The organism is Paenibacillus sp. NRS-1782, assembly GCF_050467685.1.
GTDB lineage: Bacteria > Bacillota > Bacilli > Paenibacillales > Paenibacillaceae > Paenibacillus > Paenibacillus terrae_A.
Window position 1 is genome coordinate 41,343 of record NZ_JBITPH010000022.1, and the last position, 18,495, is coordinate 59,837.

Annotated in this window: 10 protein-coding genes and 1 pseudogene; 2 read left to right on the forward strand and 9 right to left on the reverse strand. The window is 48.4% G+C overall.

What is annotated here, in order from left to right; all coding sequences use genetic code 11:
- The first annotated feature begins 524 nt into the window (after positions 1–524).
- A complete protein-coding gene (locus ACIFQM_RS09820; protein WP_430047544.1) occupies positions 525–1,628 on the forward strand; it encodes a hypothetical protein in 1,104 nt (367 codons plus the stop codon).
- Positions 1,629–1,686: 58 nt separating this feature from the next.
- Positions 1,687–2,508 (forward strand): copper amine oxidase N-terminal domain-containing protein, encoded by an 822-nt coding sequence (locus ACIFQM_RS09825; protein ID WP_430042505.1) that lies wholly within the window; start codon positions 1,687–1,689, stop codon positions 2,506–2,508.
- Positions 2,509–2,845: 337 nt separating this feature from the next.
- Here the strand turns inward: ACIFQM_RS09825 and ACIFQM_RS09830 are convergent, their stop codons facing one another.
- The 9 genes and pseudogenes from ACIFQM_RS09830 to ACIFQM_RS09870 form a co-directional block, all read right to left on the reverse strand.
- Entirely contained in the window at positions 2,846–4,684 is a 1,839-nt protein-coding gene (locus ACIFQM_RS09830) for an ABC transporter ATP-binding protein (RefSeq protein WP_430042420.1), read from the reverse strand.
- Positions 4,665–6,401: an ABC transporter ATP-binding protein gene (locus tag ACIFQM_RS09835; protein ID WP_430042503.1), complete on the reverse strand. Its 1,737-nt coding sequence runs from the start codon at positions 6,399–6,401 to the stop codon at positions 4,665–4,667. Before ACIFQM_RS09835 ends, ACIFQM_RS09830 begins: the two co-directional genes overlap by 20 nt.
- A gap of 224 nt (positions 6,402–6,625) precedes the next feature.
- Entirely contained in the window at positions 6,626–9,076 is a 2,451-nt protein-coding gene (locus ACIFQM_RS09840; RefSeq protein ID WP_430047547.1) for a rhamnogalacturonan lyase, read from the reverse strand.
- 232 nt (positions 9,077–9,308) lie between these two features.
- The gene (locus tag ACIFQM_RS09845) at positions 9,309–10,727 is read right to left on the reverse strand and encodes a YfcC family protein (RefSeq protein WP_430047549.1); all 1,419 of its coding nucleotides are present in this window, start codon (positions 10,725–10,727) and stop codon (positions 9,309–9,311) included.
- Positions 10,724–11,944, reverse strand: coding sequence for a M20 family metallopeptidase (locus ACIFQM_RS09850; protein WP_430042414.1), 1,221 nt, complete (start codon positions 11,942–11,944; stop codon positions 10,724–10,726). The genes ACIFQM_RS09845 and ACIFQM_RS09850 overlap by 4 nt, the downstream gene beginning before the upstream one ends.
- A gap of 195 nt (positions 11,945–12,139) precedes the next feature.
- Positions 12,140–13,027, reverse strand: coding sequence for a LysR family transcriptional regulator (locus ACIFQM_RS09855; RefSeq protein WP_430065394.1), 888 nt, complete (start codon positions 13,025–13,027; stop codon positions 12,140–12,142).
- A gap of 318 nt (positions 13,028–13,345) precedes the next feature.
- Positions 13,346–16,567, reverse strand: a complete 3,222-nt coding sequence (locus ACIFQM_RS09860) for a DUF5704 domain-containing protein (RefSeq protein WP_430065397.1) — start codon at positions 16,565–16,567, stop codon at positions 13,346–13,348.
- A 4-nt stretch (positions 16,568–16,571) separates the two neighbouring features.
- Positions 16,572–17,516 (reverse strand): copper amine oxidase N-terminal domain-containing protein, encoded by a 945-nt coding sequence (locus ACIFQM_RS09865; protein ID WP_430042409.1) that lies wholly within the window; start codon positions 17,514–17,516, stop codon positions 16,572–16,574.
- 450 nt (positions 17,517–17,966) lie between these two features.
- A pseudogene (locus ACIFQM_RS09870) lies at positions 17,967–18,463 on the reverse strand (alpha-glucosidase/alpha-galactosidase); the annotation flags it as partial.
- Between the last annotated feature and the right edge of the window lie 32 nt (positions 18,464–18,495).

Sequence of the window (18,495 nt, forward strand, 5' to 3'; positions counted from 1 at the left end):
GCTCATCGTAAGACAGCCTTATGATTCCGCAGGAACCATCCTCATTGTCCTCTTATTATAACATGCCATTTCATGGTCACCTAAGCTCAAGGAATACCGCCGGATGGTCTCAACAAAAGCATGTGGGCAGTCGGCACTCTCAAAGGCAGCCATTTAGACCGCCTCTATATTGCCTCAGCTTGTCGAGAAACTCAGGTCATTTTAAGACCTTGGGTTTCTCGACAAGCTGAGACACGGATCAACCGTGACTTTTTCTAACTTTCAGGATATTAGATAAAATTTTCGAGCCGCCCTGCCTTGTTGGGATCACAAGTCAGCAGCGGTTATAAACACCCATGTCGCTTGACATCGGTTGGTTTCTTTTTAAAGATATAACTATGTTTATTGTAAAACTGTTAAATTATATGGTATTGATTTAATATATAGTTTTGTACATAATAGATTTGTATTGTAATTGGTAAAAAAGGAGGCTAGTGGTTTTTGTGTAATTTTAAAAACATAATTTTGAGGGAGATGAATGGATTTTGAAGGTCAAGAGTTTATGTATGTGGGCTGTTGTAGGCATGCTTTCGTTATCGCTAACTTGTTCAGTAGGTGCAGAACCACTCCAAAATGAACAGTTAATCAATCCGTCGATGACTAAATCCGACAATGCTATATTAAGCAATATCATCAACTCGCTGGACCCCGAAGACAGAGAAAACGTTACATACATAGATGAAACGGGCAAAGTGCTTGTAAACAAGGAAAGTTTAAGGCAGGAAGTTATCCCCCTGGAACCGGTGAGTCAGGTTACGTATAAGAATTCGAATTCATCCCTCACTTCCGTAACTGATACTACGTATAAAAATAATAGGTATAAAGATTCAACAGGGCAGCTATATACTTTACCCGTATTACAGCCTAAACCAGCGTGTATGGGTAATCACTCATTAACACCAATGGATTTTAGCACTAACTCCGCGAGCTTCCCTGAATGTCGAGACCTGAGAAACGGGCCGTATCGTTCAGTATGGTCACATATAGGGTTTGCATGGGCTAGTACACGAGTTCATTTACCAAGTGCTAGAGAGATTCGTGATAATAATAGTGGATATAACGGAAGCACAGGATTTATCTATATGGGTGGTTGGAGTAACACCAATAAGGCAGTAGATGTTGGTTTGCAGCATAGTACAAAATATAATGACTGGGCTCCTTTCATGCTCATTGAAGGTGTAAAGACCCCTTATACATTTACGCCACGCTTTGAGCCTGATCAGGAAGTACAAATGAAATTTTATGTCCCTTCTGACGGTAACATTGCCTTGACTGTAACGGGTTATGCAGACGGTACTAAGATCCAAAGAAGCTGGGTTAAGCCCGCTCCTGGTTGGACTGCGACTGGTAATGGTAACCTTATCAAAAGAACGACAAGCATAGGCCAGATACAAGATCGACAAGACTATTATGATGGTTCTTACATCAGAAAAGTTCGTTGGGCTACATCCTATATCGGTACAAATTCAGAAGATAATATCCCTTGGCGAAACAGCCAAACCTATGATTATTGTTCTATGCCACGGAGTAAAGTTGAAGTGGATTACGTGCACGGAGGAGAGGAAACAGACAGTATATTTTTAGACTGAATTTTATGAGAGGGGCTTTTTTGCCCCTCTCTTTTAAGGAGGAAATTTTGTGGGAAAGATGCTGTTTAGGATTCTGCTTTTAAGTGTAATGGTATTTTGCTTTTCTCAACCCTATACAGGAAAAATGTCAGCTCACAGTATAGAACCAAGCTCTCCATTTTTAAAGATTAACAACTACTATGTGTTGTTCACAGCCCCCAAAGCCCCTTATATTGATAAGAACAATCGCTATATGGTGCCTTTGAGATCCATTAATGATTTGTTGGGAGGACAGACTACGTATAACCCAACTTCTAATACGGCTACAATTAAGTTTGGAACACACAAGGTTGAGTTTAAAATGAACTCCACTGAGATTGTTACCGACTCGAACACGTCCGTGATGGATACCGTCCCTGTGCTTTATAAAAATGCGATGTTTGTCCCTTTAGGGGTACTTACCAAGAACTTAGACATACACCAGGAATGGGATCAGCAAAATAAACTGTATTCCCTCTCTGGGAAGGAATTAATGAAGACACCTATGATGGAGAATGTAGAAGATTTGGATCATTTTAGAGAACAAGTGGATAATGAAAATGCATTCCAGTTGTTATCGTACAAATTGATCATGGGAGAAAAGATTCATCTCTCAATCACAGCTAAGAATATGACAGGGAAAAAGATTAGTGAGGGCATTGAAGATTTAAATACTACTTTTATTTTTTCTGACAACAGCACGGCGGGCGAAAATAGAAATCGTAAAAGACCCAGTATAGATAAGGATGAAATTGTAACTCGCGAAGATGACATAGATTATGTGAAAACAATAGAGAATAATAAAATGATCAAACATGAGCTGTCGTATATTCTCTTTAAGGGAAGAACGCTAAAACCATAAGATCCCTCAAGTAAAATGGTACTGTTTTCCTAGCAGATGAATCGTAAGGCTGTAAATTGAGTTAAAAGTAAAGCTGATGATCCAAGATAAACGAGCGTATCTATCCACGATTAAAGCCTTCAAAGCTTTGATTCATTCTGACCAAGGAACCCCACTATGCGCATCCAGATTTTCAAAAAATGGTGAAGCATATGGGGTTCCAACAATCCATGTCCAAATAATCTAGTCTTTCTTTAGAATGGTCCTTTACATAGGGTACATTTAACCCTGGGGTAGCCCTTTTTATCATCATAAAGCTCCAGCATCACGCCTGCAAATCTATTTATCCAGCTCCAGCCTAAGAGCTTTGCTTTCTCAACTGACCATAATATAAATCACTGTAAAAGCCTTTATGAGCCAGCAGCTCATCATGCGAGCCCTGCTCCTCCAGACGACCATCCTTCAAGACCAGAATCCGGTCAGCCTGACGAATGGTATTCAGTCTATGCGCGATGACAAAGCTCGTTCGCCCTTGCATAAGCCGCGCCAGTCCTTCTTGTATTTTCATCTCGGTAATCGTGTCGATGCTGCTGGTTGCCTCGTCGAGTACAAGGATCGAAGGGTTAGCCAAAATAGCACGGGCAATAGCCAGCAATTGTTTTTGCCCTTGGCTGATGCCGCTGCCGTTAACCTCCAGCACCTTCTCATATCCGTCCTTCATCCTCATGATAAAGGAATGGGCATTCGCCAGCTTCGATGCTTCCTCTACCTCTTCATCAGTGGCATCCAGCCTGCCGAAGCGGATATTTTCACGGATTGTCCCCTGAAACAGGAAGGAATCCTGTAGCACAAACGCCATACGTGAGCGCAAGCTTTCACGCTGTATGGTGGTAATGTCGCGCCCATCTAGCGTGATCATTCCCTTGTCGGGACTGTAAAAACGGGATATCAGCTGAATCAGCGTTGTTTTTCCTGCCCCGGTCGGACCGACCAGCGCGATCATCTCACCAGGCTTGGCTTCAAAAGAGATGTCTTTCAGCGTAGCGCTCTCAGCATCATAGCCGAAGGAAACATCGGTAAACCGAACTGCACCCTCGACATGCTCCAGCTCTACGGCGCTGTGCTCGTCCTTGGACTCCTCATCCTCATCCAATATTTCAAATACGCGCTCAGCTCCAGCAATAGCGGACAGCAAGGTATTCCACTGGTTAGCCAGATCATTCAGCGGTCTGGTGAACTGGCGGGCATACTCTACAAAGATGATAATCGTTCCGATGGTAATAGAACCGTGTATGGCCAAAATCCCGCCGATTCCTGCCACAATGGCAAAGCTGAGATTGTTCAGGCCGTTCATCAGCTTGGGGATAAAGCCGGAAATCGTTTGTGCCCAGAAGCCCGACAGACGGATACGGTCATTACGTTCACTAAAGCCGCGAATAACCCTCTTTTCCTGTGAAAATGCTTTGATAATTTGCTGCCCGGATAACGTTTCTTCGATGTATCCGTTCAGTTCGCCCAGATTCTTCTGCCGTTCCTTGTATAAGGGACCCGTGCGGCGCGTAATCCAGCGCATCCCGACTGCCATCAGCGGCACCACGATAAAGGTTAGCAGTGTCATCAGCGGACTTAGCCACAGCATGACTGCGAGTGTACCCACCAGCGTCAATACGCTCGAAAAAATCTGAATGGCTGAGCTATTCAGCGTAGAGCTGACATTTTCAATATCATTGGTCAATCGACTCATAATCTCTCCCTGCTGACGTTTACCATAAAAAGGAATCGGCAAGCGATGCAAATGTGAAAACAGGTCGAAACGCATCCGGTACACGGTCTCTTGGGCGATTTCGATCATCCAGATATTTTGCAGCCAGGAGGTCAGCGAATTGAGCAAATACACAGCCCCCAGCCCAATGAGAAAATACATCCATGTGCGTCCGCCCATACCTTCCAGAAAATGGTCCACGGCAACGCCGACCAAATACGGACCCAGCAATGCCAGCCCGGAGCTGAGCAGTACCATGAACAGCACCAGCATTAGCTTGGCCTTGCGGCGGGCCAGATACTCCCATATCCTGCCCAGCGTGCCGGACCAGTTCTTGGCCTTGGCCTTGCGGCGTCCCTCTGCTCCTGCTGGGTTGCGCAGCACACCGGACGGCGGTGTAGGCTGACGGAAGGGATCAATGAGTTCCTTGAACATGCGACTCCTCCTTTCTGTATTGTGATTCATAGATGCGTCGATACAGCTCCGAGCTGTCCATTAAATGCTCATGACTTCCACTCGCGATCAGACGGCCTTCATCCAGCAGTAAAATCTGATCTGCCGTTGCGGTCGAGCTGATCTTCTGCGTAATAAGAAAGGTCGTGCAGGACAAGCCCTCCAGCGCCTCCAGCAAAGCCGCCTCTGTCCGCACATCCAGCGCACTGGTGCTATCGTCCAAAATAAGCACTGCCGGATGGCGCACCAGCGCGCGAGCAATAGATAGCCGTTGCTTCTGTCCACCGGACAGATTCACACCGCGCTGTCCCAGCATCGTGTCATAGCCTTGTGGCAAGCGTTCAATCATATCGTGAATTTGCGCCATACGAGCCGCTTCCTGAATCTGCTCCAGACTGGCATTCTCCAGCCCCCAAGCGATATTTTCCCGAATCGAGCCAGTGAAAAGAAGCACCTCCTGCGGCACGTACCCAATGGCCTCACGCAGTATGGAAGCGTCCAGTTCCCGCGCGTCCTTGCCGTCAAAGCGCACCCGGCCCTCATTTTCTTCATACAAACGCGTAATGAGCTGCACAAGTGAGGATTTACCCGACCCCGTAGCCCCCATAATAGCGATGCGCTCACCCGGTCGAGCCATAAAGGAAATATCCTTTAGCACCGCGAGATCGTTGCCCGGATAGTGAAAGCTCACCCGATCCAGTTCCACCTGTCCCTCGATTCGCGTGTTATGTGTTGGAATAGACTCCCGTTCTCCGTGGTCTTCATGAGGTGTCTCCAATACCTCACGAATCCTTGCCGTGGAAGCGGTCGCCCGGGAAAACACGACAACAATCCCCGACAAGGCAGACAAGGCTCCAATCGTCCGCAGTGAATAATTGACGACAGCGACCACCTGTCCCACACTGGCATCCCCTGTTGCAATTTGCCCCCGTCCGAACCAAAGCACGGCGATAATTCCCGCATTCATCGTAAACAAAATGAACGGCATCGTCGTTTCTGTCCAGCGCAAAGCGGAAACCGTCCCTTTCATCAATTCGCCCCCGTAATGGGCAAAACGCTCGATTTCATGCCGCATCCGCACAAAAACCCGTATGAGCCGGATACCTGTCAGATTCTCCTGAATCACCCCGTTAACATCATCCAGACGACGCTGGACGCCCTTAAACAACGTGACGGTTCGCCGCATCATCACCAGCACAAATACGAACAGCACTGGAGCCATGACCGCCAGCAACAGTCCAAGCCTGAAATGCACAACCAGCGCCATCACGATGCTGCCAATCACCACCAGCGGCACCCGTGTCATAAACCGCAAGCTCATAAACACCGTATCCTGCACCTGCGTAACGTCTCCCGTCAAACGCGTAATCAGCGATGAGGTAGCAAAACGTTTAAACACCGGATAGGAAAAGGATTGCACCTTATGATACAGCCTTTCCCGCAAATCATAACCAAAGCCCTGACTGGCATGGGAAGCAAAAAAGGAACTAGAAATCCCTGCTATAAAAGCAATAACGGCGCTTCCTACCAGCACACCGCCCCATAACCAGACGACGGACAAATCCTGCTGCCGAATGCCCTCATCAATAATTTTGGAGATCAAATACGGTTGCGACAATTCCACCGTCAGCTCCAGCAGCATCATCACGAGAGCCGCGATGGCTGGAACCCGGTATTTTTTCAGAAAAGAGAACATCATCCCCACTAGCATTCCTCCAATTGCTCGACAGCCGTCCTTCCAGATCAGCGTGTGATCATCATACAGCACTATATTTTATTATACCCTTCTGAACGCCCTCCTTCTAACTAATAAATGAAAGATTTCTGCTGCCACAATTAAAAATATGCAAAAAAGAGAGCACGTAAATACGGCTCTCCTTGCGATTCCATTGTAATCAACCTACTTGTCGTTCCCAGTGTTCATTATTCCTCTGCTGGTACTGCTGACTCTACCTCTACTTCCTCCGTATTCATTTGCTTCCCATCCATCTCCGATGTCTCTGCCTCATCCACCTCATCGCTGTTCTCTTCTTGAATTACGGCTCTTGGCGTGTAGAGCTTGGGAATCGGTACATTCGCCCAATCCATATCGGATGCGAAATAAAAGCTCGTATAGGATGGCTGGTTATAGCCCGTATTTTGACGCGCCACATCCACCCGATATTGCGGGTCATGCATCAGTGTATACAATTTATGCGTCGTAGGCTCAGTGCCCAAATAGATACGGATCGCCGAGCTATCCGCTGTGCGAACGAGCATTTCTTCCCGCCAATCTCCGAAAATGTCGGCTACCAGCGATGGCGTTCCTTTCGTATAGTTGTTCGTTTTGGTTCCAGTGGCGGTCAATAATGTTCCTCGTTTCCAATCCTCAATGGTTGGGGTAACATCAATCGCGCCGTTTACGATTTGTGTGGTCATATCGGCTGCCCATTTGATACTCATATTAGTGCCAGGCATCTTGGTATCCAGTTGCTTGCCGGCAGCGGTCCATAAGCCCATGGCCCAGGTTTCCAGCCCTCGCTGATCCGGGTCTATGTCTCCGATCATTCCCCGGCCTGTATCCTTGCCGGAATATCCGCCGTAGATGACTTTACCCGTTTTGGCATCCCGCAGGGAATAACCATAAGGAGCATAGGTGCCGCCCTCATGCACCATAAAGATTTCTTTGCCCGGCCGATCCGGGTCAATATCCGTCACATGCAGCGCATCGCCGTGACCCAAACGGGCTGTTTCGCCGGGAATCGCACTTTCGGGAGGCATGACATCGAACGAGCTGTACAGCAGGCTGCCGTCATGGTCGATGGTGGCAGAGCCGTATACGATTTCGTCCTTGCCGTCACCATCTACGTCTGCGACGCTCAGCGAATGCGCTCCCTGTGTGGTCAAGGTGCCGAATTTCGGGTCCGTTCCATCGCGCCCGTGCGGACTATCGTTAAACGGATTCGTCATCGGTGCCCAGCCGCTGTCCACCATCCAGTTCTTTTGGAGATGGCGACCATCCCATGTGTAGGTGACCAGCGTGGAACGCGTATAGTACCCGCGTGCAAACACAGCGTACGGTTTGCGGCCGTCCAGGTAGGCCACGCCTGCCAGAAAACGATCCACCCGGTTGGCGGGTTCAATCCGGGCCATGGCGTAATCGCCCCACATGAGGCCATCGTCATGACGCTCTGGCTCATAGCGGACGGTGTCCAGCTCTGCTCCCGTTTTTCCTTTGAAAATGGTCAAATACTCCGGTCCATCCACAATGAAGCCTTCAAACTCTCTCAGCTTGTTTTTGTCGCTCCGCGCAGGCGCGTATACATCCATAAAGTAGTCCGTCAGGCTTTCCGCATCCTTACGGGATAACGGATAGCTATACTTTGGAGCGATACCAAAGCATTCCTCCAGCGTAGCGGGCCACTGCCCTTTGACCACTTCTTCATGCTTCGTCCAGTTCATGAACATGTTCACCACATGCTCGTAATAATCCGTGCGGCTTAAACGGTAATCGTCCTTATGCGTAATCCCTGCTTTGCGATCCTCACGGGGCAGGGTAATATAGGTTTCTTTTTTCGGCTTGCCCTTCTTGTCAAAAGTAATCGTTTTGGTACCCGGGGCCGTTTTGAACATCAGCTCGGCTTTGCCATCGCCATCAAAATCGTACACCATCATCTGTGTATAATGGGCACCTGAACGAATATTCACACCCAGGTCGATCCGATATAACAGCTTGCCCTGGGCTGTATATGCATCGACATACGTATTTCCGGTATAGCCCTTCTGAGAAACGTCCTTGGAGTTCGACGGGTCCCATTTTACAAAAAATTCATATTGTCCGTCTCCGTCCACATCCCCCACACTCATATCATTTGCAGAGTAGGTATAGGACTCACCTGCGGGTGTTACGCCATCGGCGGGCTTTTGAAGAGGCAGCTCATAGTAGCCCTGCTGCCACGGCGTCACTTTGGCGCTGCGATCCTTTTCCCGTCCATTCACGACCGAAGCTACTCTGTACACCGCTTTTCCGGTTCCTTCTTTATCCACATAGCTGGTGCTGTCGGTTACCGTCGCGATCTTTTTACCGTCACGGTATACATTAAAATCCGCGCCTGTCAGCCCCGTTGGGCTGTAACCATTCACTTCCTGCGCCAGCAGCCGCCAGCTTAAAAATACACCCTCCGGTGTCACCGCAGCCACCAGTCCCCGATCCAGCTTTTCCAGTTGGATGCTGCCACTTCGGTTCTGTTCGACAGCAACAGCCGATGCTGCCTGAAGCTCCGGTTCAGATGGAGCTTCTGCCGCCATCCCCACCGTTGTACCCGTCATCGCCAGCATCGTTGCCAACGCGGCGGTCAAGGTTCCCTTTCGCCATGCGCCTTTCCTTTGAGCCATCCAAGTCGTCCTCCTCCATTGTGTTGTGATGACAAGCAAATACCCAAAATGATTGCGCTTACATAATTTAAATTCCTTATTATTATAGTTTTGCCGTTCTCCCCAAAGCGTTTAAAAATCCGATGACTTCTCTTCACAAATCCGTGTTGTTTGCCGTTTCGCATAAAACAGCCCCCACCAAGCCTGTACGAACACGGCAAGATGAGGGCCGAAAAGTATTTACAGAGTTATGTTAGTGATATCCGATAATTTGAGCGACAACTACCAATACTGCACCCAGTACGAACCAGACAGCCAGTAGCGGCCAAAAGAAGCGAACCCATTTCTGATACGGAATACCCGATACGGCCAAGCTCCCCATTAAGGCTGAGGAAGTAGGCAAAATCATGTTCGAAAATCCGTCTCCCAACTGGAAGGCAAGCACTGTCGTCTGGCGTGTAATGCCGAGCAGATCAGACAGTGGCACCATAATCGGCATTGTCGTTGCGGCCATTCCCGAACCGGAGGTGATGAATACGTTCATAATGTTTTGGAACACATACATGCCCAGCACTTGTACCGATTCAGGCAAATGTCCCACCATGATCGCAAGGCTGTTAACGATGGAGTCAATCACATTCCCGTGATCCAGTACAACCACGATGGAACGTGCAAAACCGATAATCAGCGCACCATAGGTGATATCCTTGGCTCCTTTGGCAAACTCTGTCGCAATGCGACTTGGCCCGTAGCCTGCGCAAAAGCCGGAAATGACTCCCATCGAAAGAAACAGGGCAGCCAGTTCTTCCATCCACCAATCCTTTTTGGACACTCCCCAGATCAACGTCGCAAAGCTTACGACAACGGTCAAGATGATCAGGATATGCTTAAGCTGTATGGAAGGCAGATTGGATAGATCCACCGGCTTGTCTTCAGCGCTCTTTTCCAATTCGTAAACGAGGCTGCTTTCCGGGCTTTTCTTCACTTTGCTGGCATAGCGCATAATATATAAGCTCGTAATGACGATCAGGATGACTAACAGGATGGCACGAAGCCACAGCCCTGAAAAAATAGGGATTTGCGCAATCGCCTGTGCCAAGCCGACATTAAACGGATTCAGCAGCCCGGCAGTAAATCCACAGGAAGCCCCAAGTGAAATCATGGCCGTACCCGTCATCGCATCAAACTTCAACGCCCGGGCGATAGCAATACCAATCGGCACGAATACCATAACCTCGGTGGACATGCCCATCGTAAAGCCACCCACGGAAAACAGGGTAATAAATACCGGAATCACCCATATCCCTTTGTTGGAAAAAGACCTCGCTACCCTTCCCGTCACAGCCTCAATCGTCCCCGAGGACGTAATAATCTGAAAAACACCGCCGATGATCAGAATGAAAAAGACCACATCGGCAGAATCGACCAGACCCGATACGATGGATTTCGGAATATCCCACAGCGTAACCGGATTCGGATCGACATGAGCGTACGAACCGGGGATGAGAAGGGTTTTGCCGGTTGTTTCATTTTTAACCCGTTCAAACTCTCCGGCGGGCACGACATAGGTCAATATCCCGGCCACTAAGGTCAGAAAAATAAGAATGACAAAGGTATGCGGCATTTTCAGCCATTTTTTCGGGCCGCTCGGTACGGCCGTGTTGCTACTCATTCGGATGCTCCCCCGTTTCTCTGCGCTTGCCACTGTTCAAATTCAGTCCGTACCTCTCTCAAAGCCAGCGGATCGGTCACGAGATCATAAGCCGTTAAGGCCAGCGCTTTGGCGGCATAGTTCATTTCAATCATGCCTTCCTCCGCTCCCGCAAGCTGGGCAAATTCCGGCGTATGCGTGGATGCGTCACCCAATCGGATGTAAGGATGAATCGCTGCGGTAATCTGGCTGACATTGCCGATATCCGACGAACCGATGCCCCCTTGCGCAGGCGGCTCGTGAACCTCCAAACCGAGCTGTTCCAGATTGTTCTGGAACAAAGCGGCCAATCTCTTATTCGTATTGCGCTCCGCATAAATAAGTCCCTCGGCAATGTCCACGGTGGCGCCCATACCTTCTGCCGCCGCACGAACAGCGCGATACACCTTGCTCCGCACTTCTGCCAGGCCGTATTTATTTTGCGCCCGCAAAATAAATACGGCCTCGCACAGCTCCGGCACCACATTCGGGGCATCCCCGCCCTTTGTAATAATGCCGTGGATACGCACGTCGCTGGTGACAAACTGGCGAACTGAATTAATCGCCACAAAGGCATTAATCATGGCATCCAGTGCGCTGATGCCCTTCTCCGGGGAGGAAGCGGCATGGGCCTGCTTGCCATGAAACGTAAACGTGGCGTCTACGCAGGCCAATCCCCCGCGCAAAACCATCGTTTTGCTCTGCGGATGCACCATCATTACGGCGTCTATGCCGTCGAATACGCCATGCTCGCACATGATGATTTTGCCGCCTCCCTCCTCCTCGGCTGGTGTGCCTAACACCACGATGCGTCCGGGTAGATCCGGCATCGCTTCCTTGAGGGCTATAGCGGCCCCCACCGATGCGGTACAAATCAGGTTGTGTCCACAGGCATGTCCGATGGCTGGAAGTGCATCATATTCAGCCAGCAGAGCGATTGTGGGTCCGCCGGATGTCCCTTCCCATTCCGCACGGAAGGAGGTCTCCAGTCCGGCAATGCCTTTTTCCACAGCAAAACCAGCCTGTTCCAGTGTATGGGTGAGCCAGCCCTGTGCCTGATATTCATGAAAGCTTAGCTCAGGATGTTTATGTATTGTTCGGGCAAGCTCCCGTAATTCGTGATCCTTCGTATCTACAGCCTTCATAATCTTTTCATGGGATGGCGTTTTGCCATTATGTCCGTTCGCTGTTGAGTTCATCAATGGAATGCCGCCTTTCATTCGTCATAACGAATAAATATACAATCAATATTCAACATTGTATAAGCGAATGCCAGTGAAGTAAATTTAATATTTTTTGGGTTTACCCTTAAAATTATTTTATATATGACATGACATCTCTTGAAATACGTCATTTCACACCAAAAATTACGTATATTTGCTGCCTTTATCACGTCAAGAATGGAGCATCCATTCTACAAATCTTTCCACTGCCATAAGATGACTGGATTTATTTTTATACAACATCCATGTTCGACGCAGGACAGGCTCCCCATTCTTGCGAACTAAGTTAAATGCATATAATTCATCCTTTGGAGAGACAAATATTTCGGGTACGATGGAATATCCCAATCCGTGTCGGACCATTTCCTTACAGGTTTCGTAGCTGTCCACCTCCATGGAAACTCGTGGCGGCCTGCCCAGCATCTCACTCCACCACGCCTGCACCGATTCGTTAAACGAGGAATACATGTGGCCGGAATGCTGCGGCTTGCCCGGGTCCTTATAACGAATCATTGGAAGCTCCGGCAATTGCTCAAGCTCTACGGCCTCTTGGGAGATCACACAAATATGCTCCTCCGATAGAAGCTGCTTTCCCTCAGACCAAGGGTAATCATTGCGAATGACGCCCAGATGAATTTCATCTCCACGGAGCATTTCATAAATTTCTGCGCTGAGTCCGCAGGTAACCGAAAATTGCACGTCAGGATAAATATCTTTAAAGCTTTTCAGAATCGGCGGCAGCTTGTAGTGCCCGTAGTAGCTTGAAATCCCTAACCGCAGCGTCCCTTTTACCTCACCTCTCAGGTGAATAACGGCTTCTTTTAATTCGGTCAATTCTCTTAAATTTCGTTTGGCATACTCAGCCAGTCGTTCCCCTTCCATGGTCAGCTTCGTCCCTCTGTTCCCGCGTACGATAATCGGCACCCCGAACTCCTTTTCCAATTGGTTCAGACGGTAGGTCAAGGCGGGCTGTGTAATATACAAACGCTCAGCGGCACGTTTCAGACTATATTCTTCTGCAATGTAGCACAACATCAGGCAATCCTTTTCATCCATCATCGTCACTCCTTTCGTTATATTGTTCCCTTGTTCATACGTTCTTGTGTTCTCCGCAGGAAAAAAGCCCACAGACGTATCGGTCTATTATACCGCATGAAGGGCATGGGCAAAGACCCGGTTAAATCCGGCAAAATGATCCCTGTCCCATCTCCAATCCGTTTTTGCAAAAGGAACTCGATTTTAAAGCGACCGCTTCGCTTGTACAGCACCCTTCCGCCTACTCCGTTTTACATGTACATTTTTTCAGTTCAGCTTACATAAAAGAAGCTCACCGAAGGATGGAAAGCATCTCCCATCAAGTGAGCTTCTTTTGGGGTCTTAATGTGGAACAAAGGAGCTGAAATCATCCCGGCTCGACTGGTCTGCATGATAAAACACTGCATCCCCATCCTGCAAATGAAAGGGTTGCCCGTACGGATTTTTCACTTCTCTCCGGTAGCCTTCCAGTTGCCACTGGTTCAGCAGCGGGCCGTTAATATACTGCAAATGTGGGTGCTCGGTATCCCCCTGACGGAGCGACTCCACATTGAAGTTCACAATGATGTAGCCCGTTTTCTTGAATATGCTCGCATGCTCGTTTAGCTCCCGGCGACGGCTTTCTTCACGTAAATCCGTCCCTTTAGGAACCACGTATACATCAGCAGGCAGGCTATATTCGCCATACCAGCGCTGAATCGACGCATTGGCACGATCCACATCGACTCCATCCGGCAGGTCCGTCTTGGGACCGATCAAGGTACGGACCGCCGCAGGCAGCACCAGCCAATCATAGCGGCCGATCCACGTCTTGCTGCGCGTGATACGCTGGGCATACAGGGAAACATAGCGTTCCAGCGTCGAATGACCCTGTTGTGCTTCACTCAGCTCATGCTTGTATTGGTAGGCTGCTGTATCCTGCATTTCCTCCGTCGGTACATTACGCAGCCGCTCATTTAAAATGACATATCGCTTCTCCCGATCCTCCGCCGATCCCAATCGGATGAACTTGCGGCTTCCCACATGTGTATACAGTTCTACCTCTTCCCGCTGACGACCCTCCTTGCTCACCCAATAAAATGATGGCGTGATGCGGATACCGTCCTTAGCGCTGAACATATTCCCTTTCGTTTTGAGGTCAAACTTGAAATGGTAGCCTGTCTTGATCGCCACATTTGGGTAGCCTTCATGCGGATGACTGCCGGGACGGACAGGCAAGGTAAACGGCTCCTGATTCCCCCTTGGCAGTCCGTCGATGTTGCCTAGTCCCGTCCAATAGGACAGACCGCTATGCACCGGGCTTCCTTTGCGCTGTCGGAACACCCGCTCCCAATGGTAGTCGGCAATATCCGTGATATGAAAATCATACATCCGTCCGATGACCTCGATCTCTACCACATCATTGGCGACATGATGCGCGATATCCGTATTGGCATGTCGCTGCTCAGTGAAGCCGTCCGGTGCGTTTTCCGCAATAGTCCGAAACTCGACGGTATAGTTCCCTTCATCCACCCATACGGGCAAATAGAAGTCGGTGTCCAATTGCCTTACCGGAATGTCGATCCAAGTTCCACGCAGATAGAACTGCGTTTTCCCCTTGTCGTACACATCAAACGGAAATCGCACCTGCTTGGTTCGCACATATTTGGCATACTCCCGATCACCATAGCCGGGAATATTCAGATGCGGGCCGGCCGTTGAGATCGTCACGCGGAAAGGCCGTTCCAGAATGAGCGCCGATCGACCTTTCGTCGGTTGGGTTTTCTGGTTGTGAGCCGCATCGTCTGATACGCTTGAAAGATTCACCACGGGCGTATGGACAGTCACGGTATTGATCCCTTGAATCGGCAAAATTTTATCTGCACCGCCATTGATATTTCCTTTGAGAATCGCATAGGTGATATCACCGCTACCAGGCGTATTGGGCTTATTTGTCTTGTGCTTTTCAATCACATGGCCCGGACTGTAGAGGGTATCCGGCCCGATTTTTGCGGGTTCGGGGATTTTCCCAGGAGTTGGGCCTTTTTCCTTGACACGCTGGTGGTCCATGATCGTTTGACCGTTGAATTTCACGGTATCGTTCTCCACTTCCACGTCTGGTGTAGCCTTCTGGGCCACAGGCTCCAATGACCTTTGTTCATTGGGCACCTTCGGCATACTCTTGCCGCCATAAATATAAAGTGATCCGCCGTCGATAATGCCCGGTGAAGGAGCCGGATAGTATTTCCCGTTGGTCGCAGATTCCAACGCTGGCGGCGTATAATTACGCGGTGGAATCGTAATGCTTCCTCCCGGCAGTGCATAGTTGCGAAGCTGCGCGTTCTTGATGCCGTACACTTCGAGGTTGTCGATCCTCCAGTAAGAGTACGGTTTTACAATTTCGTATTTGTAATACTCCACGACCTTCATATGCCGGGTATCGTTGATATCCTCCCATTCCAGATCATACGTGCGCTTCAGCTTGACGTTGTAGGTGCATTCGCCTTTGAGCTGCTGGAAGGTATTCTGGAACAGGTAATTTCGGGCCAGCACGTTTCCATACAGGCTTTCGGAGGTTGGAATGCCCTTGGCTACATCAAAATGCGACGCGCCCCGCTGATCGGCTTTGATCACAGCCGACACCATCGGGTCGAGGTATTTATCCGACTGGCTGCCGCTAGGCGTAGGTCGAGTGCAGGTGACTCCTGCCGGGGGCTGCTCTATCGTCTCTAGCTCCTTATAATATAAGTAAGCTGTAAATTTCTCGAAAGAGCTGTTATAGGTAAATCCGGGTACATTTCCCGGAAAAATGTCTCCGCTCGGCGGATTACCCGTGGTACTTTTTTTGTAGCCAACATACTCATATCTGGGATCGGTTGGCGGGGTGAAGTCATACGATTGATCCGGTTTCAGCTCATCTTCTATTGGTGTAAATACGTAGTTAAGAGATTTTCCATCAGTAGTAAAATGCTTGACGATGAGTCCGCTGTCCAGTTCTATTTTGAAGAGGATGGGCTGGTAGATACGCCAGGCTTCGACCTCTTTGGCGCAGGTGGGGCAGCTTTCTTCCTTGATGTTGCGAGCCTGATCTACTGGATCAAGTTTCATGTTTACAGTTATTGGGATGATAGTAGTTTCTGAACCAATTCCCTGTTTTTGAAAGGAACGGATATCTGAATCTTTTGTCCCCTTACTCATATGTCTCGCATATTCCTCATAATTATCAGATCGAGATTTAACAAAATAGTCACCATGGCTCATATAATCAGCTGTCGTATATAAGCGAGCGGTAACGTTCTTGATTTTACGGCCCGGAAACTGAAACTTGTAAGTGAAAGTCGCTTCACCCTGCATACCCTTTCCGGGCTGCTTCTTTTGGGTTACCCATTCCCCGGCTATGTTCTTCCACATATCGAAATACATCATGCCGACAAAATAGCGATCATTTTTATCCGCATAATAAGACAATGGTGTGATTTCCGTATTGGCTGCCGCCTTGTCGGTGGGTAAATAAAAAGGAGGGATCTGCAACAATAGCAGTACCCCCACCAGCAATATGGCCAAAATGAGCTTGGTGTTACTCATATGATTAATATCCTTTCCACGGATTAATCATCATCGGGATATAGTTCCTCGATGCGAGGTCAAAACCAATATACTCAATGTCTTGTAACTTAAAGGATTTATAGTTTTTAATCCCTAAGTACAGCTCATCAGCAGACGAATAGATCGGGTAATAAACCATTTTCGTACCGTCCCCGTTATCTTGCGTCATTTGTTCTAGTACAGGACGAAGACGTGCGTCTTTATTCTTTGTTAAGTAAAAAACCCCTCCTGAAGTAGAATTTGTTTTCACTCTCATCTGTAGGTATGGTACACCTTTAGAAGTTGTGTAAGGCTCAATTGAATATATATCGCGCAGCATCTTAACAGGCAAATCATATCGTTTGAAAATCACCACTTTATCGTATGGCTGGCCAATAACATTTTTTAAAAGACCTGGTGTTGTACCAATAGCCTTCTTATACGGCTCAATGCTCACCGCCTGATGCCCCGTATCCTCCAGCGCAGCAATCTCCTTCTTCCCAATCCATACCCAGCGGCTAACCTTATCCCATTCCACCGTCTGTCCCAAGCCTTCACTTACTAGCCGCAGCGGTACAAAAGTACGGTTCTGTTTCAAAATAATCTTCGTCTCATACGTCTTGGTCTGTCCGTCCACGGTAGCCGTGTTCTGTCCAACCGTCATGTTGACCGCATGTGCGTCATTCTTAATCGACACGGCCAACTGACCACCATTTTTTTCCCAGCCTACCTTAGCCCCCAGCGCTTCGGATACAAAACGAATGGGAACCATCACATAATCGTTCTCATCCTGAAAAGGCTTAGCGTCCGGGAATTGAATTTTTTTCGCATTCAATAAGACTTCAATCGGTTTGGGGCTGCTTGCTGCTTCCGTCGTAGGAATTGTACCTGTTGCTCCCCAAAGTAACGTGACTGCGGTCAAACTCAACATCCATTTTTTCATACTCATCTCTCGATCCCCTTTGTCTGCTTAAACTATAAACTATGTATACCAAGCCAAATCCCACGAACTTATCGCATCCCCACTTTCGGAAAATACTGGATACAACTTATATATTATATGTTTTCCCTGTCACAAAATCTATAAGAAAACTTCTAATATAAAGCATTCTAAAAAAAGCCAGGCTACATTGACCAAAGTTTTATTCCCCTAATATTCAGAAGACTAGCTCGTTCGAGTTATTGCCTTTCCCCAAAATCTCAACAAAAAAGGGCTGCCTCTCCCCTGTTAAGGAAGAAACAGCCCGTGTGCTTCACGCGCAAAATACGATAAATATATCAGTTCATACGATAATACTTGTTCCAGCATCATCCAATATTTCTTACATCATAAATCATAACTGACTAAAAATCAAACGTTACTTTTTTCTCACGAAACATCTCAAAGATCATACATGCACACCTGAACTCCCAGCTTGATATAGCTGCTCATACACGCCATATGATTGATGCATGCTATTTTCCGCCTTCACGCCTTCCTGCTCCAGCCCGAGGCTTTTGAACAGCTCCGGTATACACGCCTGCATGCTATGACACAGCCCCACCGTACGGACGCCGCCGTATACGTTCATCACATTCGTCAGTACAGCCATCGGGTTGGTGTAGTTGAGAAACCATGCATCCGGGCAAATCTCACGCACATCTGCGGCAAAATCGAGCATCACCGGAATCGTCCGTAAGTTGCGGAAAATACCACCAATCCCGACTGTATCGGCAATCGTTTGGCGCAGACCGTAGGTTTTGGGAATTTCAAAATCCGTAATCCTTCAGCCTTCCGGGGCCAATATCGAACAACGCCAGCTCAAAGCCCTGCAAAGCAGGTGTCAGCATACAATCATCAAGCACATTTTTGGCAAATGCCGTGCTGCCTGCACCCAGAAATGTAATCTTGCTCATGCCTTTTCTCCCATTCACATTCGTTTCGCAGC